The organism is Neorhizobium sp. S3-V5DH (genome assembly GCF_004343065.1).
GTDB lineage: Bacteria > Pseudomonadota > Alphaproteobacteria > Rhizobiales > Rhizobiaceae > Neorhizobium > Neorhizobium huautlense.
The window spans coordinates 82710-103623 of sequence record NZ_SMCL01000016.1; the positions used below are offsets into that span (position 1 = coordinate 82710).

General features: G+C 61.2%; 21 protein-coding genes. 11 read left to right on the forward strand and 10 right to left on the reverse strand.

What is annotated here, in order from left to right:
• Positions 1 to 8: 8 nt before the first annotated feature.
• The 7 genes from glgC (at position 9) to EDE09_RS28860 (ending at position 7463) form a co-directional block, all read left to right on the forward strand.
• Complete coding sequence (gene glgC / locus EDE09_RS20030) at positions 9 to 1271, forward strand: glucose-1-phosphate adenylyltransferase (RefSeq protein WP_105374176.1); 1263 nt, start codon at positions 9 to 11, stop codon at positions 1269 to 1271.
• Positions 1271 to 2716, forward strand: a complete 1446-nt coding sequence (glgA, locus tag EDE09_RS20035) for a glycogen synthase GlgA (protein WP_132412589.1) — start codon at positions 1271 to 1273, stop codon at positions 2714 to 2716. Before glgC ends, glgA begins: the two co-directional genes overlap by 1 nt.
• 2 nt (positions 2717 to 2718) lie before the next feature.
• Entirely contained in the window at positions 2719 to 4347 is a 1629-nt protein-coding gene (locus EDE09_RS20040) for an alpha-D-glucose phosphate-specific phosphoglucomutase (RefSeq protein WP_132412632.1), read from the forward strand.
• A 224-nt stretch (positions 4348 to 4571) separates the two neighbouring features.
• On the forward strand, positions 4572 to 6527 hold the full coding sequence (gene glgX / locus EDE09_RS20045) for a glycogen debranching protein GlgX (protein WP_165924241.1): 1956 nt from the start codon (positions 4572 to 4574) through the stop codon (positions 6525 to 6527).
• An 80-nt stretch (positions 6528 to 6607) separates the two neighbouring features.
• Complete coding sequence (locus tag EDE09_RS20050; RefSeq protein WP_132412591.1) at positions 6608 to 7093, forward strand: MaoC family dehydratase; 486 nt, start codon at positions 6608 to 6610, stop codon at positions 7091 to 7093.
• Between the two features lie 5 nt (positions 7094 to 7098).
• Positions 7099 to 7338, forward strand: a complete 240-nt coding sequence (locus EDE09_RS20055; protein WP_132412593.1) for a hypothetical protein — start codon at positions 7099 to 7101, stop codon at positions 7336 to 7338.
• Entirely contained in the window at positions 7338 to 7463 is a 126-nt protein-coding gene (locus EDE09_RS28860) for a hypothetical protein (protein ID WP_281033675.1), read from the forward strand. Before EDE09_RS20055 ends, EDE09_RS28860 begins: the two co-directional genes overlap by 1 nt.
• 12 nt (positions 7464 to 7475) lie before the next feature.
• Here the strand turns inward: EDE09_RS28860 and EDE09_RS20060 are convergent, their stop codons facing one another.
• On the reverse strand, positions 7476 to 7784 hold the full coding sequence (locus EDE09_RS20060) for a hypothetical protein (RefSeq protein ID WP_112799024.1): 309 nt from the start codon (positions 7782 to 7784) through the stop codon (positions 7476 to 7478).
• Positions 7785 to 7996: 212 nt separating this feature from the next.
• On the opposite strand from EDE09_RS20060, the gene EDE09_RS20065 reads away from it, so the two are divergent.
• Positions 7997 to 8443: a hypothetical protein gene (locus tag EDE09_RS20065; protein ID WP_132412594.1), complete on the forward strand. Its 447-nt coding sequence runs from the start codon at positions 7997 to 7999 to the stop codon at positions 8441 to 8443.
• A gap of 68 nt (positions 8444 to 8511) precedes the next feature.
• Here the strand turns inward: EDE09_RS20065 and EDE09_RS20070 are convergent, their stop codons facing one another.
• The 4 genes from EDE09_RS20070 to EDE09_RS20085 form a co-directional block, all read right to left on the reverse strand.
• A complete protein-coding gene (locus EDE09_RS20070) occupies positions 8512 to 9060 on the reverse strand; it encodes a sarcosine oxidase subunit gamma (RefSeq protein WP_132412596.1) in 549 nt (182 codons plus the stop codon).
• Positions 9053 to 12031: a sarcosine oxidase subunit alpha gene (locus tag EDE09_RS20075; protein ID WP_132412598.1), complete on the reverse strand. Its 2979-nt coding sequence runs from the start codon at positions 12029 to 12031 to the stop codon at positions 9053 to 9055. Before EDE09_RS20075 ends, EDE09_RS20070 begins: the two co-directional genes overlap by 8 nt.
• Positions 12028 to 12384: a sarcosine oxidase subunit delta gene (locus EDE09_RS20080; protein ID WP_105374185.1), complete on the reverse strand. Its 357-nt coding sequence runs from the start codon at positions 12382 to 12384 to the stop codon at positions 12028 to 12030. Before EDE09_RS20080 ends, EDE09_RS20075 begins: the two co-directional genes overlap by 4 nt.
• Positions 12385 to 12670: 286 nt before the next feature.
• Positions 12671 to 13924, reverse strand: coding sequence for a sarcosine oxidase subunit beta family protein (locus EDE09_RS20085; RefSeq protein ID WP_132412600.1), 1254 nt, complete (start codon positions 13922 to 13924; stop codon positions 12671 to 12673).
• A 372-nt stretch (positions 13925 to 14296) separates the two neighbouring features.
• Here EDE09_RS20085 and rpsU point away from each other — a divergent pair, with 372 nt between their 5' ends.
• The 3 genes from rpsU (at position 14297) to EDE09_RS20100 (ending at position 17052) form a co-directional block, all read left to right on the forward strand.
• Complete coding sequence (gene rpsU / locus EDE09_RS20090) at positions 14297 to 14524, forward strand: 30S ribosomal protein S21 (RefSeq protein WP_105374187.1); 228 nt, start codon at positions 14297 to 14299, stop codon at positions 14522 to 14524.
• 160 nt (positions 14525 to 14684) lie between these two features.
• Entirely contained in the window at positions 14685 to 15572 is an 888-nt protein-coding gene (locus tag EDE09_RS20095) for a tetratricopeptide repeat protein (protein ID WP_132412602.1), read from the forward strand.
• Between the two features lie 187 nt (positions 15573 to 15759).
• Complete coding sequence (locus EDE09_RS20100; protein WP_132412604.1) at positions 15760 to 17052, forward strand: pilus assembly protein TadG-related protein; 1293 nt, start codon at positions 15760 to 15762, stop codon at positions 17050 to 17052.
• A gap of 24 nt (positions 17053 to 17076) precedes the next feature.
• Here EDE09_RS20100 and EDE09_RS20105 read toward each other — a convergent pair whose 3' ends face one another.
• From EDE09_RS20105 to EDE09_RS20125, 5 genes are all read right to left on the reverse strand, one after another.
• Positions 17077 to 17802, reverse strand: a complete 726-nt coding sequence (locus EDE09_RS20105; RefSeq protein WP_132412606.1) for an alpha/beta hydrolase-fold protein — start codon at positions 17800 to 17802, stop codon at positions 17077 to 17079.
• Positions 17799 to 18776, reverse strand: a complete 978-nt coding sequence (locus tag EDE09_RS20110) for an acetylxylan esterase (RefSeq protein WP_132412608.1) — start codon at positions 18774 to 18776, stop codon at positions 17799 to 17801. The genes EDE09_RS20105 and EDE09_RS20110 overlap by 4 nt, the downstream gene beginning before the upstream one ends.
• The gene (locus tag EDE09_RS20115; RefSeq protein ID WP_132412610.1) at positions 18776 to 19177 is read right to left on the reverse strand and encodes a PIN domain-containing protein; all 402 of its coding nucleotides are present in this window, start codon (positions 19175 to 19177) and stop codon (positions 18776 to 18778) included. The genes EDE09_RS20110 and EDE09_RS20115 overlap by 1 nt, the downstream gene beginning before the upstream one ends.
• Positions 19167 to 19397, reverse strand: coding sequence for an AbrB/MazE/SpoVT family DNA-binding domain-containing protein (locus EDE09_RS20120; RefSeq protein ID WP_132412612.1), 231 nt, complete (start codon positions 19395 to 19397; stop codon positions 19167 to 19169). Before EDE09_RS20120 ends, EDE09_RS20115 begins: the two co-directional genes overlap by 11 nt.
• Before the next feature lie 107 nt (positions 19398 to 19504).
• On the reverse strand, positions 19505 to 20905 hold the full coding sequence (locus EDE09_RS20125; RefSeq protein ID WP_132412614.1) for an NAD(P)(+) transhydrogenase (Re/Si-specific) subunit beta: 1401 nt from the start codon (positions 20903 to 20905) through the stop codon (positions 19505 to 19507).
• Between the last annotated feature and the right edge of the window lie 9 nt (positions 20906 to 20914).

Here is a 20914-nt window from a genome sequence, read left to right on the forward strand (position 1 = left end):
AGGGATCGATGACGGAAAAAAGAATTCAGCCTCTGTCGCGGGATGCGATGGCCTATGTGCTCGCCGGAGGACGCGGCAGCCGGTTGAAGGAACTGACGGACCGCCGCGCCAAGCCCGCCGTCTATTTCGGCGGTAAGGCGCGCATCATCGACTTTGCGCTTTCGAACGCGTTGAATTCCGGCATCCGGCGCATCGGCGTCGCCACCCAATACAAGGCCCATTCGCTGATCCGCCACATGCAGCGCGGCTGGAACTTCTTCCGTCCCGAACGCAACGAAAGCTTCGACATCCTTCCCGCCTCCCAGCGCGTCTCCGAAACGCAGTGGTACGAGGGCACCGCCGACGCGGTATTCCAGAACATCGACATCATCGAGTCCTACGCGCCCGAATACATGGTCATCCTGGCCGGCGACCACGTCTACAAGATGGACTACGAATACATGCTCCAGCAGCATGTGGATTCCGGCGCGGATGTCACCGTCGGCTGCCTCGAAGTACCGCGTATGGACGCGACCGCCTTCGGCGTCATGCATGTCAACGAGAAGGACGAGATCATCGCCTTCGTGGAAAAACCTGCCGATCCGCCAGGCATTCCGGGCAATCCGGATTTCGCGCTTGCCTCCATGGGCATCTACGTCTTCCACACCAAGTTCCTGATGGATGCGCTGAAGCGCGATGCCGCCGATCCCGGTTCCAGCCGCGATTTCGGCAAGGACATCATTCCTCACATAGTCAAGAACGGCAAAGCGGTCGCCCACCGTTTCGCAAGCTCCTGCGTCCGCTCCGATTTCGAGCGCGAACCCTATTGGCGCGATGTCGGCACCATCGACGCCTATTGGCAGGCAAATGTCGATCTCACTGCCGTGACCCCCGAACTCGACATCTACGACAAGTCCTGGCCGATCTGGACCTATGCGGAAATCACCCCGCCCGCGAAATTCGTCCATGATGACGAAGACCGCCGCGGCTCGGCAATCTCTTCCGTCGTGTCGGGCGACTGCATCATCTCCGGCTCGACGCTCTACAACAGCCTTCTTTTTACCGGCGTTCGCGCAAATTCCTACTCCCGCCTTGAAGGTGCCGTCATTCTCCCGAATGTCCGCATCGGCCGGCGTGCGCAGCTTCGCAATGTCGTCATCGATCACGGTGTAACCATTCCCGAAGGCCTGGTGGTCGGCGAGGATCCGGAACTCGATGCGAAGCGGTTCCGCCGGACGGAAACCGGCATCTGCCTGATCACCCAGCCGATGATCGACAAACTGGATCTGTAATGAAAGTTCTATCGGTCGCGTCCGAAGTCTATCCGCTGGTCAAGACCGGCGGACTTGCCGACGTCGCCGGCGCTCTGCCGCTTGCCTTGAAGGGTCACGGCGTCTCGGTGAAGACGCTGATGCCGGGCTATCCGGCAGTCCTGAGCGCCGTAAAGGATGCCGAACGCGTTCTGAGTTTCGACAGCCTGCTGGGCGGCAAGGCCGAGGTGCTGGAAGTCGAACATCAGGGCCTTGACCTCCTGATCCTTCATTCGCCGACCTTCTTCGATCGGCCGGGCGGACCTTATGCGGATGCGACCGGTAAGGATCATTTCGACAACTGGCGGCGATTTGCGGCCCTTTCCAAGGCCGGCGCGATGATTGCCCAAGCCGGCCTTGAGGGCTGGAAACCGGATATCGTGCATGTGCACGACTGGCAGGCCGCCATGCTGCCGGCCTATATGCGTTATGCGCCGGAGCCGGAGGTTCCGACCCTCATCACCATCCACAACATCGCCTTCCAGGGCCAGTTCGGCGCCGACATATTCCCCTATCTCGAACTGCCCCCCCATGCCTTCGGCATCGACGGCGTCGAATATTTCGGCGGCGTCGGATACCTGAAGGCAGGGCTGCAGACGAGCTGGGCGATCAGCACGGTCAGCCCCTCCTATGCCGAGGAAATACTCACGCCCGAATTCGGCATGGGCCTCGAGGGACTGCTATCGCTCCGCCACTCCGATCTGCATGGTATCGTCAACGGCATCGACGCCCATGTCTGGGACCCCGCTGCGGATCCTGCCGTAAAGGTCAATTATACCGCATCGACGCTGAAGACCCGTGCCGGCAACAAGCGCGCCGTTGCGGATCGTTTCGGCCTGACCAAGGGGGATGGCCCGCTTTTCTGCGTCATCTCGCGGCTGACCTGGCAGAAAGGCATGGACCTTCTGGCCGAAGCCGTCGACGATCTCGTGCATCTCGGTGGCAGGCTGGCAGTCCTCGGCTCCGGCGACCGGGCGCTGGAAAACGCCTTTCACGCCGCCGCTGCCCGTCATCCCGGCAGCGTTTCGGTTCTCTCGATCTACGACGAGCCGCTATCGCATCTGATGCAGGCCGGCTCCGACGCCATCATCATCCCGTCCCGCTTCGAACCCTGCGGGCTGACGCAGCTCTATGGCTTGCGCTACGGCTGCGTGCCGGTCGTCGCCCGAACCGGTGGCCTGAACGATACGGTCATCGATGCAAGTCACGCGGCGCTCGCCACAAAGGCCGCGACCGGCATTTCCTTCGGCCCCGTCACTGCGCCAAACCTGCGCCGGGCGATCCGTCGCGCCGTCCGGCTATACCACGACCCCAAGGTCTGGACCCAGTTGCAGAAGCAGGGCATGAAATCCGACGTTTCCTGGGAAAAGAGTGCCGGGCTTTATGCCGCGCTCTATTCCGAACTCCTTGCGAAAAAAGGTGCATGAGCATGATAAAAACCGTCGCAACCGCCCCCTATCAGGACCAGAAGCCGGGAACCTCCGGCCTGCGCAAGAAAGTGCCGGTCTTTGCTCAGGAGAACTATGCCGAGAACTTCATCCATTCGATCTTCGATTCGCTCGAAGACTTCGACGGCAAGACCCTGGTGATCGGCGGCGACGGCCGCTACTACAACCGCGAAGTCATCCAGAAGGCGATCAAGATGGCAGCCGCTAGCGGCTTCGGCAAGGTCATGGTCGGTCAGGGCGGCATCCTCTCGACGCCTGCAGCCTCCAACGTCATCCGCAAATACCATGCCTTCGGCGGCATCATCCTGTCGGCCAGCCACAATCCCGGCGGACCCACGGAGGATTTCGGCATCAAGTACAATATCGGTAATGGCGGCCCGGCGCCGGAAAGGATCACCGACGCCATCTTCGCCCGCTCCAAGATCATCAGCGAATACAAGATCGCCGACGTGGCCGACGTGAACCTCGACGAAATCGGCTCATTCGATGTCGCCGGCATGACGGTCGAGGTCATCGACCCGGTTGCCGATTACGCGGATCTGATGGAGCAACTCTTCGACTTCCCCGCCATCCGCGCGCTTCTGGCCAGCGGGGTCAATGTCGCGATGGATTCCATGGGCGCCGTGACCGGCCCCTATGCCAGGGAAATCTTCGAAAACCGCCTCGGCGCAGCTCCCGGATCGGTGCGCAATGCGACGCCGCTTCCGGATTTCGGCGGCCACCACCCGGACCCAAACCTCGTCCACGCCAAGGAACTCTACGACGACGTGATGAGCGCCGACGGCCCGCATTTCGGCGCGGCCTCGGACGGCGACGGCGACCGCAACATGGTCGTCGGCAAGGGCATGTTCGTCACCCCTTCCGACAGCCTCGCGATCATCGCGGCGAATGCCACCGTGGCGCCGGGTTATGCCAAGGGCATCGCCGGCATCGCCCGCTCCATGCCGACCAGCGCCGCCGCCGACCGGGTGGCGGAAAAGCTCGGCATCGGCATGTATGAAACGCCGACCGGCTGGAAGTTCTTCGGCAATCTGATGGATGCCGGCAAGGTCACGGTCTGCGGCGAAGAAAGCTTCGGCACCGGTTCCGACCACGTGCGCGAGAAGGACGGCCTCTGGGCGGTCCTCTTCTGGCTGAACATCATGGCCGCCCGCAACGAAAGCGTCGCTGAAATTGTCACCAAGCACTGGGCCGAATACGGCCGCAACTACTATTCCCGCCACGATTACGAGGAAGTCGATACCGACGCTGCCAACAGCTTGATCGCCGCGCTGCGCGAGAAGCTCCCAACGCTGCCCGGAAAGACTTTCGGCTCCCTCAAGGTCGCGGCGGCCGACGACTTCGCCTACAACGACCCGATCGACGGCTCGGTCTCGAAGAACCAGGGCATCCGCATCCTCTTCGAAGGCGGTTCCCGCGTCGTCTTCCGCCTCTCCGGCACCGGCACCTCCGGCGCCACGATCCGCGTTTATGTCGAGCGCTACGAACCCGATCCCTCCCGCCACGGAATCGAAACGCAGGAAGCACTCTCCGACCTCATCGCCATCGCCGACCAGATTTCCGAGTTGAAGAAGCGCACCGGCCGGGACAAACCGACGGTGATTACGTGATTGCTTGAGCGCGCAAGACCGGAGGCGATGATGCTGGCACCCCCCTCTGCCCTGCCGGGCATCTCCCCCACAAGGGGGGAGATCGGATGTTGCAGCGTCTCGCCTCTCTTGAACGTTTCCGTTTCGGCCATCCTCCTCATTGAAGAGGGACGACCGGTCGCGCCTCCTGCCGATCTCCCCCCTTGTGGGGGAGATGCCCGGCAGGGCGGAGGGGGGTGATTCCGTTGCCCAAACCCTCCGACCCCAAACTCGGCGTAACCCTCACGCCAGACGGCGCTGACTTCGCAATCTGGTCCCATCATGCCGAGCGGATAGAGCTTTGCCTTTTCGATACAGATGGCAATAAGGAGACCGCGCGCCACCGGCTGGTGCGCGGCCGCGACGACATCCATCGCGCATCGATTCGAGGCATTGCTGCCGGACAGCGCTACGCTTATCGCGCCTGGGGCATCTATGATCCGGAAAAGGGCCTGTGGTTCGACCCGTCGAAGCTTCTGATCGACCCATACGCCCGCGAACTGGACCGGCCCTTCCGGCACGATACGAAGCTTTCGGTATTCGGCGTCGATACCGCCGGCCTGGTGCCGAAGGCGATCGTGACCAGCGACCCGCTGGCAAAAATCCGCAAGCCGCTGCTGCCGACCGGCGGCTTCATCTACGAGGTGGCGGTAAAGCCCTTCACCATCCTCCACCCCGACATACCCGAAGCGATCCGCGGTACGGTCGCGGCACTCGCCCATCCCTCCATCATCACCCATCTTAAGAAACTCGGCGTCGATGCAATCGAGCTGATGCCGATCACCGCCTGGATCGATGAGCGCCACTTGCCGCCGCTGAAGCTCACCAACGGCTGGGGTTACAACCCGATCGCCTTCATGGCGCTCGACCCGCGCCTTTGCCCCGGCGGCGTCAAGGAGTTGCGCGACACCGTCTCGGCGCTGCATCAGGCAGGCATCGGCGTCATCCTCGACCTCGTCTTCAACCACACCGGAGAAAGCGACCGTCATGGCGCGACCCTCTCCATGCGCGGCCTCGACAACCTCTCCTATTACCGGCACGTGCCGGGCGAGCCGGGTCATCTCGTCAATGACACCGGCACCGGCAACACCGTCGCCTGCGATCAACCCCATGTTCGCCGGCTGATCATCGACACGCTTCGCCATTTCGTTATCCATGCAGGCGTCGACGGCTTCCGCTTCGACCTTGCCCCGGTCATCGGCCGCACCGCTTCAGGCTTCGATCCGCAGAGTGAGACGCTGAAGGCCATGCTTGCTGACGAGGCGCTGAAGGACCGCATTCTGATCGCAGAACCATGGGATATCGGCCCCGGCGGCTACCAGCTCGGTAATTTTCCCGAGCCTTTCCTCGAATGGAACGACCGCGCCCGCGACGATATCCGCCGCTACTGGCGCGGCGAACGCTGGACCACCGGCGCGCTCGCCACCCGGCTTGCCGGCTCCTCCGACATCTTCGGCCGTCACGGCCATCATGCCACCCGCAGCGTCAATTTCCTCGCCGCCCATGACGGCTTCACGCTGATGGACCTTGTCTCCCACGAGAAGAAGCACAACGAAGCGAATGGCGAGGAAAACCGCGACGGCCACAACGACAATTTTTCCTGGAACAACGGTGTCGAGGGAGAGACGGATGATCCGGCGATCCTCGAAAACCGCCGCCGGGATGTCGCCGCTCTCCTCTCGACATTGTTTGTCAGCCGCGGCTGGGTCATGCTCACCATGGGTGACGAGGTCGGCCGCAGCCAGCGCGGCAACAACAATGCCTATGCCCAGGACAACGAGATCACCTGGCTCGACTGGAAAGCGATCGACGAACATCTCGTCGAGCACACCGCCACCCTTGCCGTCATCCGCAAGCGCTTCTCCGTCTTTTCCGAGACCGGCTTCTTCGCCGGCAATGGCGATATCGAATGGCTTGCGGCCAGCGGCCAGCCGATGGAGGCCGGCGACTGGGACAGTCCCGACAATCCCGTCCTCGGCGCTATCCTGGCGACGCTCGACCGAGAGACCGGAAAAAAAGTCCGCTTGGCCATGCTTCTCAATCGCGGTCACGAGCAGATGAGCTTCGCCCTGCCCGGTTGGGGCTGGAAGCATCTCGCCTCTGGCGAGCTCTGGAATCAGGTCCTGCCGGCCCGCTCCGTCCGCTTCTGCATCGAGGAATGATGCGACGCAAAATCTTCCGCTCGCCAAGCGGATCAAATCCTGTAAAGTCTTCTAACCAATACTGAAATCAGTGAGGTTGCATGCGTGAAGTTTCGCTCGCCGAAGTCGGCGGCCTGGTTGGCACCGAACTCGGCGTATCCGAATGGATGACCGTCGACCAGACGATGATCAACCTCTTTGCCGATGCGACTCATGACCACCAGTTCATCCATGTCGATCCGGAACGCGCCGCAGCCGGAAGCCCCTTCGGCGGCACGATCGCCCATGGCTTTCTGACGCTCTCCTTGCTCTCGGCCATGAACTACGACTGCGTGCCCAAGATCCGCGAGCAGACCATGGGCATCAATTACGGTTTCGACCGCATCCGCTTCATGTCGCCGGTGAAGTCCGGCGCCCGCGTCCGCGGACATTTCAAGCTGTCGGAGGCCCGCTTTCGGGGCGGCGGCATGCTGATGATCACCTATGACGTGTCGGTCGAGATAGAAAACGAGCTGAAGCCGGCGCTGACCGCCATCTGGACCACCATCGTCCAGTTCGACCCCAAGGACCGCCCGGAAGGCGTTTAAGCGATATGGGAGTTCCCAATCCTGCCGAGATCGAGCAGACGAAACTTCTCGCGAATGCGCTCGATCGCGCCTCGACTGCTTGCTTTACCGTGGGCATAGCAACACCGCTGGCAGGCTATGTCTATAACCTCGCCGCGTTCAATACAATTTCCGGCGCTAGAATGGTGGTTAGCCTTGCCGGTTGGCTTTTGAGCGCCATTCTATTACATTATCTGGCAAGACGAGCACTCAGGAGACTTGCCTGATGGACTTCTGGTTTTTCTATTCCGTGGTTTTGCCGGCAATCATCGTCTTGATCGCCTATATAGCCGTGCGCCTGCACGAATGGGACCTCGACCGGAAGCACAAGAACCGCCATCCGGGCGAGTGATTTCGCCGCGATTTAAGCACTCATCTCCATGATCACGAAAACAAGCATCGGCGGCACGGCTGTGCCGATCAGGATGTTGGCCGTGGTGGACGCCGAAAGGCCGAGCACAGCGCCCGATACGCCCGCACCGACGAGGCCTGCGAGCGGCATGGCAAGGCTTCTGTCGAAACCTGGCACGAAGAACGCCACGATTGCGGCGAGCGCTGCCACGGCCGCGACAACGATACCCTTCCAGATCTCGATCTTTGCCAGTTTTGCCGCGACCCCGCCGCCGATCACGGCCAGCGCGACCGCAATCGCCATCAACTGATATTCGCCCATCAACCCCTCCCGTTTTGACGCCAGAGAGTGCGGTTCCTGCACTGCAAGTCAAGTCCGGCTATCGCTCTAAATTGAGCATATGCCCGTCGCGGTTCCCGCAATTCCGCTTGGAAGTTGGAGGACCGGCATGGGTCGGGCCTACGTCAAAAGATGGCGATGCGTTCGCGCGACGAGAGGTTAATATCCGATGACTGACCGACCACGAGGCAGTCATGGGTACGATAGTGCCATTCGCACTCGCACTTACACTCCTAATCCGCACGCAGGCTCTTGCCGAGCCGGGCGACAGATACGAGTTCCGTGCAGCAACCGCCGGGCTTTCAAACGGCGTCTGGTCGCTTCATGGCCTTGCCGTCGATACCCAGCAAAACATAACCTGGTGGTGCGTTTATTATGTCAACGTGAAAACGATTGTCACGAAGCTTGAGTGTTTGCGTCGATCCACTGCATCGACCGATATGGTTCCAGGTTGGTCCGGCGGCTGGATACCGGTGGTGCGCCGGAACACCTATCCGCCGAAAATCGTCTGGTCCATCAGCCCGGACAGCGGTGTCCTGCAAGCCTGTATTTCGTTCACGAAGATCTCGTGCAAGAGCGTCCAGCTCGGATCGTTTCCGAGGTTGTTCGAGACTGTTTCGCCTACCACGATAGTCAGGTAGCAAACGGCATCCACGAATTCTCCCGCATGAAGAACCGCGCCGCTCGGAGAAAGTCACTCCGTCCGATTTTAAACCGACGCGTCCCGCGCGCCTTCCGACAGTAGTCCGAAAGCATAGTCGGAAAACGACCGCCATACTTCGACGCGAAAGGCATCCTCCGCGGTCCTCAGCAACACGATCTCCACCTTGCCGAAAATGGTGCGTGAACATGCACCGAGAGGGAACGCCTTCAGCGAGAGATCCTGCGGGCAACCGGCATTGATCGCATTGGCCGCACCCGGACCTGACACGAGGATCGCCGTGTTGCGGTGAGAGACATCGACAGCCGAATGCAGCGTTGCGGAATTTGCCGCAGCCTGCATCAGACCGCCATTCACGTCGCCGATCACCAGCCATTCATCCGGGCCGAGCCAGAGCGCCGTGCGCCCGTTGGCCGAAACGGAAGTTTTCGGCTTCGTCGGCAAATCAAGGCCGAGTGCGCCGGAGAGTGCCGCCAGATCCTCCGGCCTCACTCTCAACGATAACCGCTCGGCAGGCGGCGCTGCTTCGAGACGAACGGTGGCGGAGCCGCCATGAAAGCCTGCGAGAGGCAGGCTGCGAGATGCAAGATCAGCCATGGATGCGGCCCCCTTCCTTGTCGAAGAACACCATGTCGGTGACTTCCACGGCAATTGTCCTGTCGCTCATCGGCACGTAGAGTGTCTGACCGATCCTCGCCCGGCCGTCCGCCACCAGCGCCATCGCGATGGAACGGCCGCAATTCTCGGACCAATAGGACGACGTTACATGGCCGAGCATGGTCATCGGCTTTGGCTGGTTCGGGTCGGCGACGATCTGAGCGCCCTCTTCCAGCACATCGCTTGGCCTGTTGGTGACAAGCCCGACAAGCTGTTTGCGGCCATCGCGGATCAAGTCCGGCCTCTTCAGGCCGCGGATGCCGACGAAATCCGCCTTCTTCTTGGAGACTGCCCAGCCGAGCCCTGCATCGTCCGGCGTGACGGTTCCGTCCGTGTCCTGGCCGACGATTATATAGCCCTTCTCGGCGCGCAGCACGTGCATGGTTTCCGTGCCGTAAAGGCAGGCGCCCATGCCCTCCGCCCGTTCCCAGATGGCCTTCCATACCGCCGGGCCGTAATCGGCCGGAACGTTCACTTCGAAGCCCAGCTCGCCGGTAAACGACATGCGGAACAATCGCGCCGGAACCCCCATGACTTTGCACTCGGCAACGCTCATATGCGGGAAAGCCTCGTTCGAAATATCGAGCCCTTCGACGAAAGGCTGGATGATTTCACGCGCCTTCGGTCCCTGCACCGCGATCACGGCCCATTGCTCGGTGGTCGACGTCAGCCAGACCTTCAGATGCGGGAATTCGGTCTGCAGATAATCTTCCATGTGGTGCAGCACCCGTGGCGCGCCGCCGGTCGTGGTGGTCACATGGAAGCGGTCTTCTGCAAGACGTCCCACGACGCCGTCGTCGTAAACGAAGCCGTCCTCGCGAGTCATGATGCCGTAACGGCACTTGCCGGGTTTCAGCGTGTCCCACGCATTGGTGTAGAGCAGGTTGAGGAACTGCGCCGCATCCGGACCGACAACCTCGATCTTGCCGAGCGTCGACGCGTCGAACACGCCCGCCGCTTCGCGCACGGTCCGGCATTCGCGGTTGACGGCAGCATGCATGTCTTCGCCGCGCTTCGGAAAATACCAGGCCCGCTTCCAGTTGCCGACATCCTCGAACTCGGCGCCTTCAGCCGCTTCCAGGACGTGCATCGGCGTCTTGCGCGCCGGGTCGAAAAGATCGCCGCGTGAATGCCCGACCAGCGTGCCGTATGTGACCGGCGTATAGGGCGCACGGAAGGTGGTGAGCCCGACCTTCGGGATTGGTCGTCCCAGCATTTCGGCAGCAATCGCCAGGCCGTGCATGTTGGAAAGCTTGCCCTGATCGGAGGCCATGCCGTTGGTGGTGAAACGCTTGATGTGCTCGATCGAATGCATGCCTTCGCGAACCGCAAGGCGGATGTCCTTGGCGGTCACGTCATGCTGGAAATCCACGAAAGCCTTGACCACTTGATCCGGCCCTGCACCTTCCGCTGCACCGATCATGCCGCCGGTCCATTCGAACCGGTTTTCGCCGGAAAGCGCCAGCGCGCCGCCGCCGGCTGCAATCGCCTCGTCGATCAGGTCGGAAAGATTGTCGGTGCCGCTGCAGGCGCCTACCGAGACACAATCCTGCGCATAGATATCCGGCAGGAAACGTTGGTTCTGCTCGTCGAAGCGCAGCTTTCCGCGCGACTGGGAGAAGAGATGGACGGACGGCGTCCAGCCTGCCGAGACGATCAGCGAATCGACCGCGACCTTGCGGGCATTCGAGCCGCCGTTGCGCACGACGCTCATGGACGAGACCCGCAGCCGTCCGGATGTGTTGACGACGGAATGCCCCGTCAGCACGTCGATGCCGAGCGCGCGTGCCTCCGCCAAAACCGCATCGCCCGGATGGTTGCGGCAATCGACGATCGCGGCGATCGAGACGCCGGCCCGCTTGAGGTCGAAAGCGGCTTCATAAGCCGAATCGTGTGCCGTGTAGACGCCGACCTTTTTGCCGACCGCCACGCCGTGATGGTTGAGGAAGGTCCGCGCCGCGGACGCCAGCATGATGCCCGGCCGGTCGTTGTTGGCAAAAACCATGTGCCGTTCGATCGAGCCCGTCGCCAGCACCACGCGTTTCGCCCGCACCTGCCACAGCCGCTCGCGGGGAAGATCCCTGCCCGGCCGGGCCACGTGGTCGGTCACCCGCTCCACAAGGCCGACAAAACCGTGGTTGTAGTAACCGAACACGGTCGTGCGGGTCAGCACCGTCACATTCGGCATGGCCTTCAGCTTGGCCGCCGTCTTTTGCGCCCACTCGTAACCATTCATCCCGTCGATGGTGGCCGCCGCATCGAAATGCAGCGCACCGCCGACTTCCGGCTGTTCGTCGACGAGGAAGACGCTGGCACCCGTTGCGGCGGCCGAAAGGGCCGCGGTCAAACCGGCCACGCCTGCACCCGCGATCAGCACGTCGCAATGGGCATAGCGGTTGGCATAGTGATCCGGATCTTCTTCCTTCGGCGCCTCGCCGAGGCCTGCGGCCCGGCGGATGAAGGGCTCGTAGAGTTTGTGCCAGGCTTCCTTCGGCCACATAAAGGTCTTGTAATAGAAGCCGGCGGCGAAGAAGGGCGACAGCAGGTCGTTGAAGGCGCCGATATCGTATTTCAGCGACGGCCAGCGGTTCTGAGAGGCGATCTTCACGCCATCGAACACTTCCTGCACGGTCGCCCGAACGTTCGGCTGGCGGCGGCCTGCATCCCGGGAAACGTCGAGGAGCGCGTTCGGCTCTTCCGGACCGGCAGAGAGAATGCCGCGCGGCCGGTGGTATTTGAACGAGCGGCCGACCAGATGCACGCCATGCGCCAGAAGCGCGGAGGCAACCGTGTCGCCCTCCATGGCGGTGTAGCTCTTGCCGTCGAAGGTGAAGCGCGCGGTCCTGGCCGGCGTGTGCCGGCCGGCGCCCCTGATGCGGAAGGCGCCGAGATCTTTCGAAGACGCGCTCATCGGGCGTCTCCTTCCGTCGCTTCCCAGGTCTCCACCGTCTTTTCCTCTGCGATCGCTGCGGCTTGTTCCGCCGTCGGGATCGGCTGTTTTGGCAGGCCGGCCTTATAGGTCATCAGGAACTTGTCGCTCACCGTATCGCGCGCCGCATTGAAGAAGCGGCCGCAGCCATGGATATGCCGCCAGCGCTCATAGGTGAGGCCTTTTTCGTTGTTGCGCAGGAAGAAATATTCCGCGAATTCTTCATCCGTGATCGCCGCGATGTTTTCCGGCCGGGCGATATGCGCCTCGCCGGCCCAGCGGAATTCGAGTTCCGAGCGATCTTCCTCGCAATAGGGACAATGGATCAGAAGCATGCGGGGCTCCGGCGTTGGAAGGATGTAGGCGAGCGAGACACACTCCCGCTGATCTCCCCCCTTGAGGGGGAGATGTCACCGAAGGTGATAGAGGGGGGTAGCGACGGTGCAGCAAATACAGTGTCGGAAGAATATGCCGAGAGGCTTACCCCCCTCTGCCCTGCCGGGCATCTCCCCCTCAAGGGGGGAGATCGATATGCCGCACTGTCTTTTTCCCTATGCAACCGCCATGTGGTTAGGGTGAGGGGCAGGTTTCGGTCCGAAAGGCAAAACATCCCGCTCCTCATCAATGCGCCACCGCAGCAGCAGCCGCTTCGTCGATCAGCCGGCCGGTGCGGAACCGGTCGAGCGTCAGCCCTGCCGCCAGACGGTGCGGCTCACCCTTGGCGATCAGATGCGCTAAGAGGTTGGCCGAACCCGGCGTCGCCTTGAAGCCGCCCGTGCCCCAGCCGCAATTGACGAATAGGCCCGGCACCGGCGTCACGCCCTGGATCGGCGAACGGTCGGGCGTGTTGTCGGTTATGCCGCCCCACTGGCGCATCATTTTCACGCGGCGGAAAATCGGGAAAAGCTCGCAGATCGCATCGAGCGTATGGGTGATGATCTGCAGGCCGCCGGTCTGGGAATAGGAATTGTACTGGTCGGTGCCGGCGCCGATCACAAGCTCGCCCTTATCGGACTGCGAGATATAGGCATGCACCGTGTTCGACATCACGACACAGGGAAAGATCGGCTTCAGCGGTTCGGAAACCAGCGCCTGCAGCGGCGTGGAATGGAGCGGCACGCGCACGCCTGCCATTTCCATGACCACCGAGGAGTGGCCGGCGGCCGAGACGCCGATCTTCTTCGCACCGATGAAGCCGCGCGTCGTTTCCACGCCCTGCACCTCGCCGTTCGGCCCGCGGCGGATGCCGGTCACCTCACAGTTCTGGATGATGTGGACGCCGCGGTCGGACGCCGCCCGCGCATAACCCCAGGCGACGGCATCGTGGCGCGCCGTGCCGCCGCGCCGCTGCAGGGTCGCACCATTGATCGGATAGCGCGCCGTCTTGGAAATATCGAGCGGCGGGCAGTAAGCCTTGGCCTGCTCCGGCGTCAGCCATTCGTTGTCGATACCGTAAAGCCTGTGGGCATTGATGTGCCGCTTGAACGACTGCTGGTCATGGACATTGTGCGACAGCATCATCACGCCGCGCGGCGAATACATGACGTTGTAGTTGAGATCCTGGCTCAAGCCTTCCCACAGCTTCAGGGAATGCTCATAGATGTCCATGCTCTCTTCGTAGAGATAGTTGGAGCGGATGATGGTCGTGTTACGGCCGGTATTGCCACCCCCGAGCCAGCCCTTTTCGATCACCGCGACATTGGTGATGCCGTGCTCCTTGGCGAGATAATAGGCGGCACCAAGTCCATGCCCGCCTGCACCGACGATGACGACGTCATAGCTTGACCGGGGCTCCGGAGAGCTCCACTGAGCCTCCCAGCCCTTGTGGGCGCGCAAGGCCTCGCGGGCTACGGCGAAAATCGAATATTTGCGCATCTCGCCTCAAACTCCTGGGATCGACAAACCGGCCATTCTGGGTAGAGCCATACCCATCGCAAATCAATATCCGTCGCAATGGCTCTTTTGCGACGCATTCGAGGATTGTTTCGACAAAGCGGGGAGCGAGACGATTGGTCGCGTTCTGCGCCTCCCGTGATACCTTGCACTTGCGGCCGGAACGGTACATCCGGACGCGCCGCTCTCCCAAAATCGATTTTGATCGATAAAGGATATCGACCATCTGGACTTCCGCAGACTCTTCTGATATCTGCCTTCACCAATCGCTCAGGCTCACGCCGGGCGGACGTTATTTTTTCGCCTCGAATCGTACCGATCTCGGCGAGCAACAACCAAAGGAACGGGATTCACGTGCAGGTACTAGTCCGCGACAACAACGTCGACCAGGCGCTCCGCGCTCTCAAGAAAAAGATGCAGCGCGAAGGCATTTTCCGTGAAATGAAGATGCGCGACTATTACGAAAAGCCCTCGCAGAAGCGGGCTCGTGAAAAGGCCGAAGCCGTTCGTCGCGTTCGCAAGCTTGCCCGCAAGCGCGCTCAGCGTGAAGGCCTGATCGCTGCACCGCGCCCGAGCCGTTGATCGGCCGTTATTTCGACGTTTTCTAATGCTTGTAGGGCGGTGGCGACATGGGCGCCGCCGCTCTTTTGATTTGGTCTTGAACCGACTGCATGTTCAGGCCCGGAATGGGGTAAGGCATGCAGGAAACTACCCTTTCGCCCGATAAGAGGAAAAGCGTCTGATGGCCGCCAAAACTGCCGTTCTCAATCGTGGAACTCGAATTTCCGGCCCTTTGACCATCTTTTCAAGTATTCGCGGCAAGACCGCACTTTCCGCCACCCTTCTGACGCTTGCGCTGGCCGGCTGCTCGACGACCAATACCACCTCGGACATGATCACCGTGGATCGCGCGCAGGGCAGCCAGGAAAACATTGCGTCCCTGTCCACCGTCATCAACGCCAGCCCGAACGATCCGGAAGCCTACAACGTGCGTGGAACGGCCTACGGGCGGGCCGGCGAATTCTCGAAGGCGCTCAACGATTTCAACCGCGCCCTCCAGCTCAATCCGCAATTCTACCAGGCCTATGCCAACCGGGCGCTCGTCTATCGCAACATGGGCAAGCCGGTGGAAGCCGCCAACGACTATAATCGGGCGCTGCAGATCAATCCGAACTACGACGTCGCCTATATCGGCCGCGGCAATATCTACCGGCAGGCGGGCCGCACCAACGAAGCCTTCAACGATTTCTCCAAGGCGATCGAGCTGGACACCACCGACGGCCGCGCCTACCACAATCGCGGCCTGATCTATCAGCTTCGCGGCCAGCATGCCCAGGCGATCGAGGACTTTGCCAAGGCGATCTCGCTCTCGCCGAATTCGGCCGAACCCTATAACGGGCGCGGCATTTCCTACGTGGCCCTGAACGACGACGACAACGCGTTTGCCGACTTCAACCATGCCATCGAGCTTAACGACAAGCTCGCCGAATCATGGGCGAACCAGGCATTGGTCTATGAGCGCCGCGGCGACAAGGCACGGGCCTATAAGTCCTATTCGCATGCCATCCGTCTGGATCCCAACTACAAGCCGGCCCAGGATGGTGCCGCGCGCACCCGTGCGACGAGCTGACATCGACAACGCAGCAAGCTCGATGAAGCGGACTGATCGCACCGGGGCAACCGGTGCCTCAAAGACGTGCGCCCGCAATATCTCCGGCTCCATCCCCGCTTATCTCTAATATGCGTAAACTATAAATTCTAATAAAGGCGTTACGCTTACACGATATTCTGGACCCCTCAAAATCGAGGGGCGTGGAATGCTTGGCAAACTACTGAGGGACAGATCCGGCAACTTTGGCCTCATGAGCGCTCTGATGCTCGTGCCGCTTATCGGCGTTGCAGGCTTGTCGATCGATTTCGCAGACGCCTTGACGATCAAGCAGCAACTTCAGGACGCCGCCGACGCGGCGGCGCTCGGCGCCGTCGCGGAAAGTTCGATCGGCGTATCGGAAGCGATGAAGATGACAGGCAACGGCTCCATCGAAGCCGCCATCAAGGATGCCGAGAACATCTTCCGCGCGCAGCTCGCAAGAAGCGGTGGATTCACCCTCAATGACATCAAGGCCACGGTGGTCCGCGAGGACAATCAGCTCAAGGCCGTCTTCACCTATTCGGCTTCCCTTCCCACCACACTGCTCAAAGTCATCAACAAGAGTGAGATCACGGTCGCGGGTCAGGCCACGGCGGTCTTCCAGACCGAGACCTTCCGCGATTTCTATCTGCTGCTCGACAATACGCCATCCATGGGCGTGGGCGCCACGACCGCGGATATCAATAGGATGGTGGCAAATACTCCCGATCAATGCGCCTTTGCCTGCCACATCGTCAAGAACGACGTCGAGGACAAGAACAGCTACTACAATCTTGCAAAGAAGTTGGGCGTCACCATCCGCATCAACGTCGTGGCCAAAGCCACGGCAGCCTTGATGGATACTGCGATGGCGGTGCGCAAGGCTTCTAATCAGTACCGAATGGCAGTCTATACATTCGGCCAAAAGGCCGAGGACACAAAGCTTCTGGAAATCAGCTCCATCAGTTCGGACCTGGTCAAAGCCAAGGAGAAGGCGGCGTTGATCGACCTGATGTCCATTCCCTATCAGGGATACGACAATGACCAGCAGACCGATTTTGACCGGGCGCTGAAGAACATGGGAGCTCAGATGGGACCGGCGGGGACCGGCCTCTCTGCCGGGAGCCCCGAGAAGATCGTGTTCTTCGTTTCCGATGGTGTGAACGACAGCGCCAAGGGCGCGGGTTGCACGAAGAAGACCACGGGAACCCGCTGTCAGGAGCCGATCGATATAAGGGCCTGCGACGTGCTGAAGAAGAAGGGTTACAAGATTGCCGTTCTCTATACGACCTACCTGCCGCTGCCAACAAATGACTGGTACAAGAACTGGATCAAGCCTTTCCAGCACGAGATAGGCACCCGCATGGAGGAGTGTGCTTCCCCCGGCTATTTCTTCGAAGTGAGCCCCTCCGAAGGCATCGAGAAGGCAATGAACACCCTGTTCCTGAAGATCGTCAGTACGCCGCGCCTCGCCAGCTGACATCCATGCAGCGCTGAGAACCGCTCAAATATAGAGAGCGGCCATCCTTCGCCAGGCGCCGGCCCGGTGGGCACGTCCATCCCAGACATGCATCTGGTGCCCGACGCCCTTTTCGGCGAGCACCTGGCTCAGGTGCCGGTTGTTGTCGAGGAAGGGATCGGCATTGCCGATGGTCAAGACAATCTCCACCTGTCTCAACCTGTCGAGCCGCCAATCGCCTGAAAGACCGGGAAGAAAATGCGACGGCGTGTGGAAATAGACGCTATCGTCGTAATAGCCGTCCAAGAGATCGCCGAAGGACTCGACCTTCAGCGTGAGATCGTAGCGGCCCGAAAAAGCGGCCAGCTTGCGGAAAAGATGCGGGTGCCGGAAGACCAGGTTTGCCGCTTGAAAGGCGCCAAGACTGCAGCCCTGCGCGATGGTGCAGTCGTGCGGGTTCCTCGCCATCAGCGGCAGGACCTCGTCGAGGATATAGGCCTCGAAGGCTTCGTGGCGGCGCAGGCGATCGGCCGGATGCCAATGCGAGGCGTAGAATGTCTCCCTTGCCAGCCCGTCAACGCAATAGAGCTGCAGATGGCCGGCAGTGATCTTGTCGCTGAGGCTCGCGACGACGCCGAGCTCTTCATATTCGAAGAAGCGCCCGTCCCGCGTCGGAAACATCAGCACCTTGGCACCGGCATGGCCGAACACCAGGAGTTCCATGTCCCGGTGAAGCCTGGGGCTGTACCAGCGATGATATTCGCGGTTCATGACGCTCCGAAGAAAGACCTGACCTTTTCGTTGAGGATAGCGTGTTGCGCCTCCTGACCAGGATAATCGAAATGCCCGGCGTCGAGGATGAAGATTTCATTAAATTTTGAAGGCGCCGGGGGCTGCGGCAGCGCATTGGCGATCGCGAACTGGCAGGGCGGCGCCACGGCAGGATCGAAAAGCGCGACGCTCATCAGCATCGGCACGGTAATGCGTCCCGCCGCCACCGCCGAATCGTGCAGGCGCAACGTGGGAAGCGCATTGCCGTATTTCTGCTGGTACGCCTGCACCGCCGCGGCGCTGCCGATGCTCGGCAGCCTCAGTCTCAGTTCCTGATGTCCGAAGGTCGGCAGCGACAGATGCCCGCGGCAGATGCGGCTGTCATAGGCAATGCCGAGCCCGCCGATGCCGCCGCCGAAGCTGACGCCGCTATAGCCGATCCGGCCGGCAAGCCAGGGGTAGAGAAGGAGCAGCGTGCTGACCGCGATCCACAGATCGTCGACGCAGTCGCCGATGATGTAGCGTTCCGGCTTGTCGATATCATGCAGCACGTGCCAGCTGGAATCAGAGGAGATCGGCGGCCGGGCGCTCCGCGACATGCCCCGGAAGCATGGGAAAAGCAGCGCAGTTTCGTCCACCGGCATGTCGAAATCCGGTGCATCGCGCCCGCCGTAACCATGCCCGACGACCAGACCGCGCCGCACTTCGCCCCGACGCGGAAGGAGAAGCCAGCCCCCGATCGGAAAGGCGCCGCTCGACATATAGGTAAGGTCGAAGACATGCCATTTCGGATGGGCAAGTTTGCTTTTCTGGAGTTTTGGCCGCGGATCCACACCCAGCGCCCGGCGATAGCGGCGCTCCCAGAACTCATCGAAACCCTCCGGCGCCTCCGGCGGCGCAATCGCCCGCAACTCCTTGAGCCCCAGGCCGTAGGTCGGATCGAAATCGAACGGGTGAGAGGTGGGGATGGTCATCAAGTGTTCTGCAGCGGATTGACGATCGAAAGACCTTCGATCTGCATCCCCTCCTGGAGATCTTCGGAAAACAAGGTATCACAGTCGCTGGAAAGCGCTGCGGCAACGATCATCGCATCATAGATCGAAAAATTATATCGCTCGGCCAATTGAAGGCCTTTGTCATGGATGTCGATAGTTAAGGGCACGACCGTCAAAAGGGCGCGGATTGTCGTGATAAAGGAGTAAACATCCTCCCAGGAAAATCCCATCTTGCGCCGTGCGACGTGAACGAATTCGTTCAGCACCTGGATGCTGATCGCCCCACCCAAATCGACCACGCGCTCGGCTGCCGCAGCCTTCGTGGCGTCACCTGAAGCAAGATGGAGCAGGATATTGGTATCATAGAAATTACCGGGCATTCGCCTCGTTCCGATCGAACACGAAGTCCTCGGGTAGACGACCCCGGAATTTTCTCAACCGCTGAAGAAGTTCCTCGCGCGTGGGCTTGCGCGCCACCTCGAACTCCCTTGCATCAACCGCCCGTATCTGGATCTCGTCGCCTTCCTTCAGCTCGAGAGCTTCGACCACTGTCGCGGGCAACCGAACCGCCAGGCTATTGCCCCACTTGGAAACTTGCATGGCATCTCTCCGGATAGACATTTTGAATAATGTATATCCTAACACTTTCCGCACATTAAAAAAGCCCGGCATTGCCGGGCCTCTTTGCTGCGATTTGTTCGCTCTTCTCAGTGCTTCATCGCCTTGACGATATCTTCCGTCATCTTCTTGGCATCGCCGAGCAACATCATCGTACCATCTTTGTAGAACAGCGTGTTGTCTATGCCGGCGTAACCCGAGCCGAGGGAGCGCTTGACGAAGAGGCAGGTCTTCGCCTTGTCGACGTCGAGGATCGGCATCCCATAGATCGGTGAGGACTTGTCGTCGCGCGCAGCCGGATTGGTGACGTCGTTGGCGCCGATGACATAGGCGACGTCCGCTTGCGCGAACTCCGCATTGATGTCTTCCAGCTCGAAGACCTCGTCATAGGGCACGTTGGCTTCCGCGAGCAGCACGTTCATGTGCCCCGGCATGCGCCCGGCCACCGGATGGATTGCGTATTTGACCTCGACACCGTGGCTCTTCAGCGTATCGGCCAATTCGCGCAGCGCATGCTGGGCCTGGGCGACCGCCATACCGTAACCCGGCACGATGATCACCTTCTCGGCGTTCTGCATCAGGAAGGCGGCGTCATCCGCGGAGCCCTGCTTCACCGTCCGCTGCACGCCGTCGTCGCCGCCGGCTGCCGCCGTCTCGCCGCCGAAGCCACCGAGGATAACCGAGATGAAGGACCGGTTCATGCCCTTGCACATGATGTATGAGAGGATCGCGCCTGACGAGCCGACCAGGGCACCGGTGATGATCAGCGCCAGGTTGCCGAGCGTGAAGCCGATGCCGGCGGCGGCCCAGCCGGAATAGGAGTTCAGCATCGACACGACGACCGGCATGTCTGCACCGCCGATCGGCACGATGATCAGCACGCCGAGCGCCAGCGACAGGAAGACGATCAGCCAGAAATCCGCATGGCTTTCGGTCTGTACCAGGCCGATCATGAAGATGACGACCAGAAGAAGCAGGCCGGCATTGATGAAGTGCCGGTAGGGCAGCATGATCGGCTTTCCGGACATGCGCCCGTCGAGCTTCAGGAATGCGATGACCGATCCGGTGAAGGTGATCGCGCCGATCGCTGCACCGAGCGCCAGTTCGATAAGTGCCTGGCCGTGGATCGCGCCCGGCTCGCCGATGCCGAAGGAGGCCGGCGCATAAAGGGCGGCAGCGGCCACCATGACGGCGGCGAAACCGACCAGCGAGTGGAAGCCCGCGACGAGCTGCGGCATCGCCGTCATTGGAATGGTACGGGCGATATAGGCACCTGCCCCACCGCCGATGCTGAGCGCCAGCACGATCAGGATGAAGCCGCCGAAACTCGGCGTGGCGAGCAGCAGCGTGGTGGCGATGGCGATCCCCATGCCGACCATGCCGTAGACATTGCCCTTGCGGCTGGTGGTCGGGTGGGAAAGTCCGCGCAGTGCCATGATGAACAGCACGCCGGAAACGAGGTAAAGGAAGGCTGCGAAATTCTGCGACATGTGTTTCCA